Origin of the sequence: Fictibacillus sp. UD, assembly GCF_043558025.1 — a bacterium.
In the GTDB taxonomy this organism is placed as follows: domain Bacteria; phylum Bacillota; class Bacilli; order Bacillales; family Fictibacillaceae; genus Fictibacillus.
Window position 1 is genome coordinate 132,009 of the sequence record NZ_JARUHH010000004.1, and the last position, 14,901, is coordinate 146,909.

Below are 14,901 nucleotides of genomic sequence, written 5' to 3' on the forward strand. Positions count from 1 at the left end.
AACAATTAATTGTACAATCCGATATAAATTTTAGAGAAAATAAAAGGGGCGATGAAGGTGGAACTGCAATCGATAGGTTCTCCTGTTTTTCAAAAATCTGAGCCTGTGCTTAAAAGCCAAAACCTACAAGAACAAACTACTCAAGCCGAAGCTCCAGTACAAGCAAAACCAACAAAAGAATCACTGGAAAAAGTGATACATGCGATGAACGATATGCTGAAGCCTGCGCATACTTCATCTAAGTTTGTTCTTCACGAGAAGTTGAATGATTATTACGTTCAAGTCGTGGACGAAGTGACGCAAGAAGTGCTAAAAGAAATTCCAAACAAAAAGTTTCTTGATATGTATGCTGATATGATCGACTTTATGGGCATATTCGTAGATAAAAAAATTTAGGGACGGTGATGAACCGTGGTCATGAGAATTGGCGGATTAGCCAGCGGGATGGATATCGATACGCTTGTAGGCGATCTGATGAAAGCAGAGCGTATTCCATTAGATAAATTAGCGCAGAAAAAGACGACGCTAGAGTGGCAGCGAGACGATTACCGTTCGATGAATAAGCTGCTGGACGAGCTTGACCGATTTATTTTAGACGGAGTCGCACTTCAAGGGACGTTTAATAAGAAGACGGTTTCAAGCACGAATCCAAATGCGGTAACTGCGACTGTTGCAGGAAGTGCTTCAAATATTACGTCTGACATTAACGTTACTAAGCTGGCAACTGCGAGAAGCTGGGTCTCAGAACAAGTTATAGATCAAGGTGGCAACAAACCGAGCGGAAAAACGGCTTTAGGGACCATGAATTCAGCTTTTGGCACTGCTGAAATTCCTCTTGAAATTAAGGTAACAAAACCAGATGGAACTGAAGTAACTAAGACCATAAAAATTGATCCAACAAAAGATACATTGGAAACGACTGCTAAAAAGTTTTCAGAAGCTGGATTAGAGATGTCAGCGTTTTATGATGACTTTACTGGAAAATTTGTTATATCAAACAATTTAACGGGAGAAGGTTCTAAGATTACACTTGGAACTCCGGATACCATTTCTTTTTTTGGGAACATCGGTTTTTTTACAAACACAACAGCAGATGGAACAGAACTTGGTGCAGTTGATACAGATAATGGAGGCAATGCAAAGTTTGACTTGAATGGACTCACAGGTTTGGAGCGAACATCCAACACTTTTACGATCAGTGGTGTGACGTATTCGTTAAAAGGACAAGGTGCATCAACAATCAGTTCAACCACAGATACAGATGGTGTTGTGACTTCCATTAAAGACTTCGTTAAAAAATACAACGAAACGATTGAAGCGATCAATAAAAAAACGGCTGAAACGAAATATCGTGATTTTCCTCCTTTAACGGATGCACAGCGTAAGGATTTATCTGAAAAAGAAGCAGAGCTTTGGGATGAGAAGGCGAAGAGCGGGATGCTGCGCGGTGACTCCATCCTTTCAAGCGGACTTAATGCGATGCGTTCCATATTGTATGCCAATTTTAATACGGGCGATGCGAAATTTGATCAGCTTTCTGAGATTGGGATTACGACTTCACGTAACTACCTAGACAAAGGTAAGCTTGAAATCGATGAAAAGAAACTTCGTGATGCGTTAGCCACGAATCCAGATGCCGTGATGAAATTGTTTACTGGAGATAGTACCAATAATATTGACGGTATTGCTAAGAGTTTACGAAAATCGATTGACCAAACAGTCGATAAGATCGAACTAAAAGCAGGAAACGCCCTTCGTACGAACGCTCAGTTCACACTTGGTCGTGAACTAACGGACGTGGACAAGCGCATCTCGGCTTTCGAAGATCGTTTAAAACAGGTGGAGGACCGCTATTGGCGCCAGTTTTCGGCGATGGAATCAGCGATCCAGCGTTCCAACCAGCAATCCATGTACTTAATGCAACAGTTTGGCGGCGGACAGTAATTTCTAAACCAAAAAGGAGTGTTACCTTTACATGTCCATACTTAACGCGAACAAAGCGTATCAAAACAACTCAGTCCAAACGGCGTCTCCCGGTGAGTTGACGCTCATGCTATACAACGGTTGTTTAAAGTTTATCGGTCTCGCTCGCACGGCGATCGAGCTCAAAGATACAGAACAGAAGAATACGAATCTTTTAAAAGCGCAAAAGATCATCCAGGAATTGATGGTCACGCTAAACATGGACCTTGAAGTGTCTAAGTCCCTTATGCAGATGTATGATTACATCAATCGCCGTCTGATTGAAGCAAACATTCATAGTGATGCTGCGATTTTGGATGAAGTGGAAGACTATGTGATCGATTTCCGCAATACGTGGAAAGAAGTGATTCAGATTAATCGTCGTTTGCAGCACGGTGAAACGGGACGCGTTTAATGCCTGCAGTTAAAATTTTGCTGGAGATTACAAAAAATCTTTATGATCATGTAAGTGCAGGATTGCCCAAAGACGATCGTGAGCCGTATATCGAGCGGTTGAACGAACTGCTCGACCAGCGTCAGGTGGCGATTCAAAATTTACCGCTCACGTATTCAGAAGACGAGCAGCGAATGGGCCGGTTGATTCTGAAAATGAACGAGACGATTGATCCACTTTTAGCGCGCCAGTTTGAAGAGATTAAACACAATCTTTCAATGATGAAGAAAAAGAAAGAGAAGAATGTTCAGTATGCAAACCCGTACCAGACGCTGTCGGGTGACGGGATGTATTTCGATAAGAAGAAGTGACGAAAAGGCACCAGCTGACGATCGGCTGAGTGCCTTTTTTGCTCTATAGATGCCTCAAGTACCGTTCAGGATTATCCAAGAATGTTTTAGTGATCTGCACATGTTCAAGGTCTTCGTAGGATGTTGGAGCTGGTGGCAACGAATCAATATTAACGATCTCTGCACCGGGGTACGCCATCAGGATAGGAGAGTGAGTTGCGATAATGAATTGCGCATTCTGCTGCTCCATCTCTTTTAAAATAGAGATAAAACTTAATTGTTTCATAGGTGATAGTGGAACTTCAGGCTCATCGAGTATATACAATCCGTTTGGTCGAAAGCGCGACTGAAAAAAGTCCAGAAACCGTTCGCCGTGTGATCGAAACTCAAGACCGTCGTTATAAAGTTCTTGTAGTTCATGCAATGTGCGGTTATGTGGGAGGGAAGCTAAACTTTTAGCATAAGCAGACTTGTTCTTGTACTCAACTTCAATGTTTTCTAATTCTTTACGCGCGGTTTCTTTCATTTCCGCTGCACGTCTCACAAAGTTTGCAAAGTCTTCTGCGGTTAGGAAAAAACCTTTCTTTGTCTTCACACTCCAAGTCAATTTGAGCTGCTTTGATAATGAAGGTAGGTCTGAATCCTCCTCTTCTGATCGATTGATTCGAACAGAACCTGCTTGATCTGCAATGGCCTTGAGCAGTGTTGATTTTCCCGTGCCGTTTTCTCCTACTAAGATAGTAATGGGCTTTCGAAAGTGAAGAGTCTCTAAGGATTGAAACAGTGGTAATTGAAAAGGATATCCTTGTTTTTTCTTATCGTTTCTATATGAGATCGATTTTAAAATCACTTTAAACACCTCTTCCTCTTTTAAAGCATGTCTCTGTTTATTTTATCATGAGTAATTTAGAGAAGAGAGCATGAAAAAACCGAACGTTATTGTCCGGTTTAAGTGTTTAATGAAGTTGTATCATGAAATTGCCCCGTATAAATCGACTGCGGCCGATAAATCGTGTTGTCTTCGGCTTGTTCTAAAATATGAGCGGTCCATCCGACCATTCGGCTTGCCGTAAATGTTGGTGTAAACAGAGCTGGGTCCAGCTGGATCGCCTTCATAATGGCCGCAGCGTAAAATTCAACGTTCGTGTACAATGATCTGCCTGGCTTGTATTCCTCCAACAACGCAATAGCTGTTTTCTCCACCTCTAACGCGAGATCTAACCACTCATCTTCACCAGCGTTTTCTAACAGTTTAGCTTTTAACGCTACAGCTCGAGGGTCATGTGTTTTATAAACGCGATGTCCGAACCCCATAAGTTTTTCTCCATTCTCCAACTTGCGGCGAAGTACTTGTTCAGCACTTCCTACACTTCGAACCTCGTCCAGCAAATCAATGACCGCTGAAGGTGCTCCGCCATGAAGAGGGCCCTTCATCGTTCCAATCGCTGATGTTGCGGCAGACACCATATCGGATTCGGTAGATGCTGTCACACGGGCCGAAAAAGTGGAGGCGTTCATGCCGTGTTCTAATGTTAGAATCATGTAGGTTTCGAGAGCAAGCGTATGGGCTTTACTTGGTATTTCGCCATTTAACATATATAAGTAATTTTCAACGTGAGCTAATTCTTCAGATGGTGCAACAAATGATTTGCTTTCTATACGACGTTTCCAATAACTAATAATCGTAGGCACTAAGCTTGTTAATCTGATCGCCTGTTCTATACTTGGCTTCCATCCATAGCTCGTTAAACCTTCAGACGAAACCGCTGTTCGGATTACGCTCATCAAATCCATGTCTTTTGGAAGGTGATCTAAAATGTTTTTCATATGGAGTGGGAGTACGCGATTCTTGATAAGCTCATTACTTAATGTATGCAACTGTTCTTGATCGGGAAGTTTGCCGTACCACAGCAAATACGCAACTTCTTCAAACGAAAAACGAGAAGTAAGGTCACCGATCTCAAACCCTCTGTAGATTAACTTTCCTTCTATTCCATCTATGTGGCTGATCCCTGTCTCCGCTGCAACGATTCCTTTAAGTCCTTTTTGCATATGATTTCTCACTCCTTCCATTATTTAGTACCATTGTATAAGATATAATTAATTTATGATATTGATTGTTTTTAATTGATTTAATAATAAAAACTAATCAGTGGGGAGATTCAGGGCAATGGAATTTACTTGGTTAAAAACGTTTATTACCGCAGCGGAATGCGAAAATTTTAGAAGAACGGCAGAGATACTCCATGTTTCACAGCCTTCTGTAACGGTTCATATCAAATTGCTTGAAGAAGAATTGGGCATGTCTCTGTTTCTACGCGAAGGAAGACGAGTGAAGTTGACCATAGAAGGCAGGCGGTATCTGCAGAACGCGAAGAAATTGATGGAAGTGTATGAGAGCGGGTTAGAGGATCTCAATGCTTTTCAACAAGGGTATCACTCTAAACTTTGCATAGGCATCTCACCGCTTATCGCGGATACGATTTTGCCATCGGTTTTAAAACGATATGTAAAAGTGCATTCGGAAGTCGAGATTTCCATCAAAATTATTGAATCAGAAGATATTGAATCTGCGGTTTTAAACGAAGAGGTGGATCTAGGGCTGTCGTGCTTGGGAAGTTCACATTCTGAAATTACGAGTCAGCTGCTTTATAAAGATAAAGTTGTGCTGGTTGCGCCTCACGATGGTTTGGACTTTGAGGCTGCACCGCCACTGGATGAAAAAGAAGTTCTGCTCTCTAACTATTTGTTGACGCATAACCATCCAGGATATTGGGAGGATCTCTCTAGAGGTATAAAATTGCTCTATCCTGGAGTACGGATGATGAAAGTTTCGCAGATTCACATCACGAAAAGATTTATTACTGAGGGGCTCGGAGTTTCCTTTTTACCATTATCAACGGTTAGAAGAGAACTGTTAGAAGGCAGGCTGCTTGAAGTGGACTGCTATTCGCTTGACTTACCTGATGCGGATACCTATGCACTAACGAAGTACAATCATGAAAAACAGAGAGAGTTTTTAGCGTATTTGTCTGGATATCGGTTTTGATTTTCGTGTGAGAGTTTTTTTATCGGTTTCACATTCGCGCAGGCAGTGAGACTTTGCGCGCAGTAGATGGCGGTTTGCGCGCAGTTTTCATAAAAGTACACGCGAGTCAGGGGCATTCTGGCGCAGCACTAAGAAATTAGCTATCTTTTTATCCCATAAACAATACAAACAACTCCTAACATGATCCAAATCAAACTTCCGAATGACAATTTAGTAGATAATCCGTAGATTCCGAGTGTCATGGTAGAGAAAAAGATGATAGGACCAACGATTGAGAGCATGGAATTGATGACGAGTGCGCGTTCAACGGTATTGTAATGCAGCATGAAGAGTGCTGCTGTAATTTCGAGTGTACCAGATAGAATACGAATTGCGGCCATAGCTAGGACGACTTTTTCAATCATATGCAGCAACGTCCATTGCCTCCTTTTTTAAACAACTGTTTAATTTTCCAGCGCTGTATATTGGATTATATGTGGCCAAGCATGGATTAGAAGTGTAAAAAAAGTTGCTGCGGTTTCAATTCTTTGTAAAATAAAACCCAAAAGGATTAATCCTTTTGGGTTTTATTTTCAAGCTGCAGTTCGTAATGTTTTCAATTTTGAAGACTGTTTCCTTTTAACATTTCCTATAACGTAGGAGCCGAATGGCAGCATGGATACAATCTTAATGATTGCCATAGATACTACTAATGATATGAAAAATAGCGCAATCACTCTTGTAAATGTACCCTCAAAGTATTGGGCGATGTCACTTCCAAAATATCTTTGAATCTGCCAATGAATAAGATAAATACCAAACGAATAATTGCTAATGATATTAATGATCTTAAAGTTTCTTATACGTTGGCCCCATGCTATGACTGCCGCACTTACTGCGATTGATAATGGTAACAAATCAATTCGTCTTGAACCAACGCCAGTATATCCTGCTTTAAAAAAGACAAACACACCGAATAATGAAACGATAACGCCAACAAGGGTCAGCCATTTGTGTTTATAAAGAAGTGCTGATACTTTTTTATAATGTTTTCCTATCACATAAGCAATTGTAAAATATCCAAACCATGCCGTGAATGGAATTTTAAAAATGCCCATGTTTTCTTTTACAAAAGCAATGTTTCCATCAAGAATTTTAAAATGGAAGATCATCAGAAGAATGCTCACAGGTATTAACACATTTATAGGAATCCGGTATTTAGTAACAAAATAATGAAGTACATAAAATTGAAAAATGATGAGAATAAAATATCCCTCAAATTGACCTAAAAATATGTTATTTAATATCATTTGCTTTAAGTCTATTGTAGAAGGGCTCAATTTGTAACTCACTAAGGCATCTATAATTGCAAATGAAACGTATGGAGCAAAAATCCATTTAAGACGTTTCGTCCAAAATTTTTCGGGCAGCTTATTTGGGTATCGATTTGCTAAGATAATTTCAGATAAAACGATAAATGTAGGAGTTGCATAACATAGTATCGTTCTTAACAGCTGATAATATTCTGTTTTGGGGAACCCTGTGGCTATTCCTATTTGTGATGTGCTATGCAAAAATACGATAGATAAACAGGCAATAACTCGTAATAAGTTCCATTCTTTTATCATAATAAATCCCTCAGTTTAGTTTTGATTTGTGGTTGATGTTTTAGAAACACATCCGCTACTGTAACAGAAAGGGATTTAAGTAAGAACCATAAAACTCCATTTGTAACTTGTTTGTTATCGGAAATCAACGTTAATGTAAAAGCTGGCACATATTATGGAGATAAAGGGGATTTTTTCATAATTTGTATAGTATTTAAAAAATAAATAAATAAACCGATTGAATATAATCGGTTTATTATGTATTTTTATGCATGTTTTACGAAAGAAGATTATTCGACAAAACTTCTTAATTTTCGCTAATCTTAAGCCTTTGACAACTTTTTTGGGTATATGTCATACTATAAAGTGTATAGAAAAACTATACAAAGATTCGCATGATGAAGGGATTGTGAAAGGCATGTTAGGAAAAGTAAAATGGTTTAACGCAGAAAAAGGTTTTGGATTTATCGAGCGCGAAGACGGAGACGATGTGTTCGTACACTTCTCTGCAATCAACACTGACGGATTCAAAAGCCTTGACGAAGGTCAGCAAGTCGAGTTTGATATTGTAGATGGAGCACGTGGGCCTCAAGCGGCTAACGTAACTAAACTATAAATCATAGGCAACATGACCATAATTGTGATCCCGCCATTTGGTTTCTGGCGGGTTTTTATTTGCTGATTTTAGCTAAAAGCCAATAGGTGATTTGCAACATACGCCAATCCCTGTTATGATGAACTTACAATTATTTTTGTTCGGCGTAAAAGATTGTATGAGTTTCGACTTTTCTTCTTTAAAAATACTATGGGCAAGAGTAGTAATATATTGTGTGGCAACGCACTAGGAGGCAACAAACATGGAACAAGGTACAGTAAAATGGTTTAACGCAGAAAAAGGTTTCGGCTTCATCGAGCGCGAAAACGGAGACGATGTATTCGTACATTTCTCAGCAATCCAATCTGAAGGCTTCAAGTCTTTAGACGAAGGTCAAAAAGTAACTTTTGAAGTTGAGCAAGGTGCTCGTGGCGCTCAAGCTGCTAACGTTCAAAAAGCATAAGCTTCATTTGTAATAAAAACAGGTTCTTCTTAGAAGAGCCTGTTTTTTTGCGTATAAAAAAACAATAAAAAACCCCCGCTCAAATTTCGAGCAGGGAGATGGTACAGGTAATGTAAATGTTTTAAAGCTTCAAAGGTTAATTACTAGTATAACATACAAATTGTGATTATCTGCATGTTACCAAGATTTATACCATGTCATTTTGATTTGTAAAGATTTTGTCGACAGTGTTAAAAAATTGTCAAAATATTTTAAATGTTACGGAGGAATTCTTTTGGGGTATATCGAAATATATATACATCACCGAAAGGAGGAGTTAAGTTATGCATTTTAACATTCGTGGAGAAAACATCGAGGTGACAGAAGCCATTAGGGCTTACGTTGAAAAAAAGGTGACAAAACTCACAAAGTACTTTAACGAAACTCCGAATTCTGAAGTACACGTCAATCTAAAAGTGTACAACAATGAACAATCCATTGAGGTAACAATACCGATGAAGGGCCTGCTGCTTCGTGCAGAGGAACGTCATTTGGATTTATACGCTGCGATTGATCTGGTGGTAGAAAAATTAGAGCGTCAAATTCGAAAACACAAAACAAAAGTGAACCGCAAATTTAGAAATGCTGAAGGCACAAAGCACATGTTTGCTAACGGTACAGAAGGCGTATCAACGGCTTTGTTAGAGGAAGAAGACGATTTCGAGATTGTTCGTGAAAAGCGATTCGATCTGAAACCGATGGACACAGAGGAAGCCATTCTCCAAATGGGCTTACTCGGCCACAACTTTTTCGTCTATAACAATGCCGAAACTGGTGAGATGAACGTCGTGTACAGACGTAAAGACGGCAAATATGGACTGATTGCTGGAACTAACTAAATAATAAAATGTATCGCACACCCCTCCGTTATGTGAGGGGTGTGTTTTTTTTTGAACGATAAAATACCGCTATCGGTGTCAGGTTTGTCGAAAATTCGATAAAACTTAATTAACGTGGATATAATTCATTTATTGTGGATATATGTGCCGCTAACGTGGAATTAATGAGATTAACGTGGAATTAATTCGGATAAGGTCTTTTCGAGTGTTTATATGAGGTCAGCGATAACGAAATAGTGTCCGTTTTGGTATCAAAACTGCTCCTTTTCATAAAAGATGAGAGGATTTCCTCACTTTCCAAGCGAAAAGGTAAAACAAATCACCGTTTAGGAGGCATTCCAAATGAAAAACGAAATCCTTTTAAAACAACTAACTGCCTTTCGCCATAATACGTTGAGCGCGGTGGAAGGCTTGACGGAAGAGGAAGCTGATTTTGTACCAGAAGGATTCAATAACAACATCCGCTGGAACTTGGGGCATATCTTTCTTGATCAATATGATTGGCTGTTTCATAAGACGCGCGAGGACAATCCTGCACCTAAACATTATCGCGAGCTATTCGGTTATGGCACGAAGCCTGAGAATTGGCAGCAGACCCCTCCGACGCTTCAGGAACTGCGCCACCGGTTGATGGAGCAAGTTCAAGTGATTCAGCAGCAATTTGGCCACCGTCTTGATCAAGAACTGGATGAACCGACTGAACTTGGCATGAGCACATTTGCAGAAGTGCTGCCTCGCACGTTTTATCATGAAGGTCTTCACATGGGTACAATCATCGCGATTCGTAAAGCAATCTCCCTTCAAAAACAGACACAGCTGAAATAACGAATAAAAAAGTGCAGACGCTATGTCTACACTTTTTTTGCTGCTTCCAACTTAGAAATATTTTGCGTTCGCCGTTCACCTCTCATATTCAAAAAAGAATACGAGTACACCAAACCGACCAGGTAGAAGACAAACAACAGATAAGCAGGTGAGAGGTGGAAGTGGTTGTCGTATCCGATCATAAAGTGCGTGCCCACTCCGGTCAGAAAACCTGGCAAACCGCCAAGCGCCAGTGTCCACCAGATCCATTTTGCGCCTTCTCGATAACCCCATAACGCGATCGTCAGCAAAAGAAAGCCTTCTGAAATCAAAGCCCCGCCAAATCCAGCCCGATCGTGCGCGATCAGTGGTATCAGCTTATCATTGAACGATGAAATTTGATCAGGTGTTAGCGAAAAGAACATTAAATCCTCTTTTACAAAAACGCCGTTCATTCCGATGATTGAAATCACAATGCCTGCAGAGAGCAAACAGATGCCTGAAATCACAAAAAGACTTTGTCCAAGCTGACTTCGTTTCCACGCTGCCGTATTGTGAAGGTTTACGGCTTTACTTCCGATAGGGAAATTTCTAGATCGATAAAGTCCGTAAAGAAAAAAAGGAAGAATGATTAAATAGTAAATAAAGTGCAGCTTGTCGAAATAGCCGAAGCCCATAAAGTAAAAAATGTTTAAAAAGCCGAGGGATGCGGCAATCACGTATACTTTTTTCGCCCAATGCTCTCCTTTTCGAATGCCGTGGTAGGAAAGCTGCGTGAACATAAAACCGGCTGAGATCATGACCCCGGCCAGACAGATCCGGTCATGAGACATGAAGTGAAACAAGTGATGGTTAAATGCCATGATTTCTTCTTTTTGAATGCTTAAGTAATGCTCATCATACGGTAAAAGAACTTCTGTCAGACCGATGATTAATGCGATGATGCCAGCGATAAAAACGCCAAGTCCCATCAGGAAAAAAGATATCCATCCAGTTGACTGTTCCGCTGCGACCTCATCATCTTTTTCATATAGGTAACGCTCGTTAATTCTTTTCGGCAGACCTGGTCCTGAATAAACAAAACCGCTATGAAGCTGTATGAGGGAAGCGCCGCAATTGAAAAGTTCCATCGCGTCATTCGGATCATGAACGCCGCCTGATGCTATGATCGGCTTGTTGTAGGGTAATAGCTGCTGGATGCTTTCTCTTAATGATGGCATTTCCGATTTACCGAGTGTGAAGCCACCTCCGTCTTTTTCAATGCCTTCACGGATTAAGAAACCATCTGCTTCTATATCTTTGTCTGCCGATTTCAAAGTTTCATGAGTGAACTCCATAAAAAGAGGTTTGGAGATACTAGCGCGAATCGATTGTAAATAACGGCTTCCACTCTCTTTAAGAATAAAAAAATCAGCATAATCACCGAGCTTCTGAACAAGCTCTACGAACTCCGCTTCCGTTTCCCCGTGTATGGCGATTCCGATCGGTACGCTTCTCTTAATTGTCTTCAGTTTTTCGAGAGCAGCATCAAGACCCAAATTGCTATTCAAATGCTGGTACCACAACGTTTCTTCATCTATATGGCGTAAAATCGGTTTCTCCAAAGACTGAGGTTTAACCGATACAGGACCAATCTCGATAAAACCAAAACCAAGGTTAGGAAAAGCAGACGTTCCGTTTAGTCTAGGATCTAGCGCACCACTGATTCCAACGGGCGATGGAAAGGTGATGCCAGCCGCGTTTTGCGCTAACTTTTCACTCGGCTTCATGTGACCAAAAAATTGTATGATTTTTTCACCAAACGGCAGCTTAGCGAGCGTGTTCATCGTATGCAGCGTAAGATCGCGGCTTGTTTCTGGTTTCATCCTAAACAGCAGCGGTTTGAAAAATGTATGATAAGACCAATCTGGCATATGTGACACCCCTTTTATGCCATTTTTATTATAAGTTTAACGTAAAAACTGGTTAGAAATTGAATTTTTTTCGGCTAACATCGTAATATTTGTTTTCTTCCATCAGAATCTGTTTTATGAGCAGGATTTCTTAAGACTTTAGGTGAACTAGTCAATAACACGAAAACGCTTACACTAATGACTATGTTTACTATTTAAGGAGGAGAAGTAGTTATGATGATGAATGTGCCATTTCGAGTGACAAGTATGCTGGAGCATGCGGAGCGTTATTTTGCTAAAAAAGAGGTAACGAGCCGCACGATGTCGGGAATCAGGAAGTTCAGTTACCGGGAGATTGGTGAACGAACACGCAGGCTTTCGAGCGCGCTAAAACGTCTTGGTGTTAAAAAAGGTGAGCGGGTTGGAACACTTGCATGGAACCACCATCGCCATTTGGAAGCGTATTTTGCTATCCCGGGTGTTGAAGCTGTACTTCACACGATTAACATTCGACTTTCTCCTCAGCATATCGCATACATTATCAATCACGCCGATGACCAGATTTTATTAGTAGATCAGGACATTCTTCCTCTTGTTGAAGCCATAAAAGACCATATACCAAATGTGAAAGCGTATATTTTGATGACGGATGAGGACGAGCTGCCTCAGTCACCTCTTCAGCCTCTCTATCACTATGAAAAACTTCTTGAGACAGGTGATCCAGCTTATGAATTTCCGCAAAATGTAGATGAGAATGACCCTGTTGGAATGTGCTACACATCTGCAACAACTGGGAATCCTAAAGGTGTAACGTACACACACCGCTCGACTGTGCTTCACTCCATGTCACTGGGACTAGTTGATGGCGGTTCTGTTTCGGAAAGTGACGTTCTTATGCCGGTTGTGCCGATGTTCCACGTAAATGCTTGGGGACTTCCGTATGCGGCAACCTGGTTCGGTTCGAAGCAAGTGATGCCTGGACCGCGATTCACGCCACAGCTCTTAGCGGAACTGATTGAGATGGAAAAAGTAACCTTTGCGGCAGGTGTGCCAACGATCTGGATGGGGCTGCTTCAAGAACTTGAACAGAACAGCTATGATACTTCTAGTCTTCGAGCAGTTATTTGCGGAGGATCCGCTGCACCTAAAGGGATGATCAAAACGTTCCAGGAAAAACATAACATACCATTCATGCATGCTTATGGTATGACGGAAACGAGTCCGCTCGTTATTGCAACGCGTCTAAAAACCTATCAAATGGATATGGATGAAGAAACGAAACTAGATTACAAAGCAAAGCAGGGCTATGTGGTTCAGGGTGTTGAAATGAAAGTAATCGGCGGGAATGGGGATGTGAAGTGGGACGGAAACGAGATGGGCGAACTGCTGCTCCGTTCGAACTGGGTTGCGGATGGATATTATAAAGACGACCGATCGGATGAGGCGTTTATTGACGGCTGGCTTCATACTGGGGATGTTGTAACGGTTGATGAAGAAGGGTTCGTGAAGATCGTCGACCGGACGAAGGACCTCATCAAGAGCGGCGGTGAGTGGATATCATCGGTAGATTTAGAGAATGCAATCATGGCATATCCGGATGTTTTCGAGGCATCCGTTATTGCGGTTCCGCATCCGGAGTGGCAGGAGCGGCCACTCGCATGTGTGGTTCTGAAGCCTGATATGAAGGGAAAAGTGCAGAAAGAAGATATTATAGAGTATTTGAAACCGCAGTTCGCGAAATGGTGGATTCCAGACGATATCGTGTTCATGGATGAAATTCCAAAAACGTCGGTAGGGAAGTTTTTGAAGCGAACGCTGCGCGATCAGCTGAAGGATCACTATATGACGACGGCGAAATCGTAAAATTAGGTGAGAGACCTGCTCAAATTTGATGAGTGGGTCTTTTTTGTGGTTTTTTAGGAAAAAACCTCTACAACTGGATCTTAAAGTGGGCTATAAGGACAGCCGCTGCTTTCAGTGTGTGTTTAGCGTGTACATAGTTCAATATTGTGCTTATCAAAAGTACACATCAAAATATATCCGCGGATAAGTACTTTTTATCCAAGGTAATTTGAAATATATCCGCGTATAAGACCAATAATTCCGCGTATAAAATTATTTATCCGATTTTCGACAAATTCTGGCGTTTCTGTAGCCGCTTGGAGATACCTACCTAAATCCACACAAAAAAACACCATCCTCATTAATCGAGGACAGTGTTCTTTTCATCATTGCACAGCATTCTTTTGATACCAATCAAACGTTTCCGTTACTTCCCAAAAATCGGAGGCATCTTGATAATCATTAAGCGTGATATCGAGATCATGAAAGATTCGGTGCACACCTTTTAGCGGTTCCACACTCTTCGTTTCTATGCTTCTCTCAATCTTCCCAATGGCAACCTCAATATCTGTCTTTAGTGGACCGCCTACATACGGCAAGATTTTTTCTCGTATATCGTTCTCTACTTTTTTTAATTCGGAAGTATGGGTGTCGACTTTATAGTTGTTCCATTGGTCGTACCCGAGCCTGCTATTCCAATACTCATGCATAACATTTAATCGTCTTTGTATTTCGGTCTTAGGAACCTCTATGGTCGGTTTGAAAATTTCAATGCCGCTTGACTTTTCAGCTTCTTCTACTTCTTCATTTGTAGGAAGAATCACGTCAGATGCCGATTTTGCGCCAAACAGGTAATAATATCCCCACGTTCCAAAGCCTCCTATAATAAAGAAACTTAAAACGAGCGTAAGAATGATGGTTTTGCTTTTCTCACTGCGCTGCTGTTTTTGCAGCTCCAGGTCCTGTCCTTGTCTCGTGTTGTCTGTCCTGTCTAATTCTCCGTTTACCATTCAGAACCTCCCCAATCCATCTTTTTATTATTTTACCAAAATTTAGGGTTGTTGTCTGCTGTAAATTATTGAATTT

Annotated in this window: 16 protein-coding genes; 10 read left to right on the forward strand and 6 right to left on the reverse strand. The window is 40.9% G+C overall.

Features of this window, described 5'->3' with window-relative positions; translation table 11 throughout:
* Positions 1-57 precede the first annotated feature (57 nt).
* From flaG to P8610_RS08715, 4 genes are read left to right on the forward strand one after another with little or no spacing between them, the layout of a single operon-like run.
* The gene (flaG, locus tag P8610_RS08700) at positions 58-396 is read left to right on the forward strand and encodes a flagellar protein FlaG (RefSeq protein WP_394604034.1); all 339 of its coding nucleotides are present in this window, start codon (positions 58-60) and stop codon (positions 394-396) included.
* 21 nt (positions 397-417) lie between these two features.
* Entirely contained in the window at positions 418-1,944 is a 1,527-nt protein-coding gene (locus P8610_RS08705) for a flagellar hook-associated protein 2 (RefSeq protein ID WP_394604235.1), read from the forward strand.
* A gap of 31 nt (positions 1,945-1,975) precedes the next feature.
* On the forward strand, positions 1,976-2,377 hold the full coding sequence (fliS, locus tag P8610_RS08710; RefSeq protein WP_394604035.1) for a flagellar export chaperone FliS: 402 nt from the start codon (positions 1,976-1,978) through the stop codon (positions 2,375-2,377).
* The gene (locus tag P8610_RS08715; RefSeq protein WP_394604036.1) at positions 2,377-2,727 is read left to right on the forward strand and encodes a hypothetical protein; all 351 of its coding nucleotides are present in this window, start codon (positions 2,377-2,379) and stop codon (positions 2,725-2,727) included. The genes fliS and P8610_RS08715 overlap by 1 nt, the downstream gene beginning before the upstream one ends.
* Before the next feature lie 43 nt (positions 2,728-2,770).
* On the opposite strand, the gene P8610_RS08720 is transcribed toward P8610_RS08715, so the two are convergent.
* Both P8610_RS08720 and P8610_RS08725 read right to left on the reverse strand, forming a co-directional pair.
* Positions 2,771-3,565 carry an AAA family ATPase gene (locus P8610_RS08720; protein ID WP_394604037.1) on the reverse strand — a complete coding sequence of 265 codons (795 nt, stop codon included), beginning with the start codon at positions 3,563-3,565 and terminating at the stop codon, positions 2,771-2,773.
* Positions 3,566-3,654: 89 nt separating this feature from the next.
* A complete protein-coding gene (locus tag P8610_RS08725; RefSeq protein ID WP_394604038.1) occupies positions 3,655-4,758 on the reverse strand; it encodes a citrate synthase/methylcitrate synthase in 1,104 nt (367 codons plus the stop codon).
* A 118-nt stretch (positions 4,759-4,876) separates the two neighbouring features.
* Between P8610_RS08725 and P8610_RS08730 the strand changes: the two genes are divergently transcribed.
* Positions 4,877-5,755, forward strand: a complete 879-nt coding sequence (locus P8610_RS08730; RefSeq protein WP_394604039.1) for a LysR family transcriptional regulator — start codon at positions 4,877-4,879, stop codon at positions 5,753-5,755.
* 140 nt (positions 5,756-5,895) lie between these two features.
* On the opposite strand, the gene P8610_RS08735 is transcribed toward P8610_RS08730, so the two are convergent.
* Together P8610_RS08735 and P8610_RS08740 are read right to left on the reverse strand one after the other, a co-directional pair.
* Positions 5,896-6,159 carry a YqhV family protein gene (locus P8610_RS08735; protein WP_289497575.1) on the reverse strand — a complete coding sequence of 88 codons (264 nt, stop codon included), beginning with the start codon at positions 6,157-6,159 and terminating at the stop codon, positions 5,896-5,898.
* A 168-nt stretch (positions 6,160-6,327) separates the two neighbouring features.
* On the reverse strand, positions 6,328-7,362 hold the full coding sequence (locus tag P8610_RS08740) for an acyltransferase family protein (RefSeq protein WP_394604040.1): 1,035 nt from the start codon (positions 7,360-7,362) through the stop codon (positions 6,328-6,330).
* A 397-nt stretch (positions 7,363-7,759) separates the two neighbouring features.
* Here P8610_RS08740 and P8610_RS08745 point away from each other — a divergent pair, with 397 nt between their 5' ends.
* The 4 genes from P8610_RS08745 (at position 7,760) to P8610_RS08760 (ending at position 10,102) form a co-directional block, all read left to right on the forward strand.
* Positions 7,760-7,957, forward strand: a complete 198-nt coding sequence (locus tag P8610_RS08745) for a cold shock domain-containing protein (RefSeq protein ID WP_066245425.1) — start codon at positions 7,760-7,762, stop codon at positions 7,955-7,957.
* A 241-nt stretch (positions 7,958-8,198) separates the two neighbouring features.
* Positions 8,199-8,399 carry a cold shock protein CspC gene (cspC, locus tag P8610_RS08750; protein WP_034314312.1) on the forward strand — a complete coding sequence of 67 codons (201 nt, stop codon included), beginning with the start codon at positions 8,199-8,201 and terminating at the stop codon, positions 8,397-8,399.
* Positions 8,400-8,722: 323 nt separating this feature from the next.
* Positions 8,723-9,277, forward strand: a complete 555-nt coding sequence (gene hpf / locus P8610_RS08755) for a ribosome hibernation-promoting factor, HPF/YfiA family (protein ID WP_066245427.1) — start codon at positions 8,723-8,725, stop codon at positions 9,275-9,277.
* Between the two features lie 342 nt (positions 9,278-9,619).
* Complete coding sequence (locus P8610_RS08760) at positions 9,620-10,102, forward strand: DinB family protein (protein WP_394604041.1); 483 nt, start codon at positions 9,620-9,622, stop codon at positions 10,100-10,102.
* A gap of 26 nt (positions 10,103-10,128) precedes the next feature.
* On the opposite strand, the gene P8610_RS08765 is transcribed toward P8610_RS08760, so the two are convergent.
* Complete coding sequence (locus P8610_RS08765; protein WP_394604042.1) at positions 10,129-11,994, reverse strand: dihydroorotate dehydrogenase; 1,866 nt, start codon at positions 11,992-11,994, stop codon at positions 10,129-10,131.
* Between the two features lie 213 nt (positions 11,995-12,207).
* On the opposite strand from P8610_RS08765, the gene P8610_RS08770 reads away from it, so the two are divergent.
* Positions 12,208-13,836, forward strand: a complete 1,629-nt coding sequence (locus tag P8610_RS08770) for a long-chain fatty acid--CoA ligase (protein ID WP_394604043.1) — start codon at positions 12,208-12,210, stop codon at positions 13,834-13,836.
* A 365-nt stretch (positions 13,837-14,201) separates the two neighbouring features.
* On the opposite strand, the gene P8610_RS08775 is transcribed toward P8610_RS08770, so the two are convergent.
* Entirely contained in the window at positions 14,202-14,825 is a 624-nt protein-coding gene (locus tag P8610_RS08775; RefSeq protein WP_394604044.1) for a hypothetical protein, read from the reverse strand.
* Positions 14,826-14,901 lie beyond the last annotated feature (76 nt).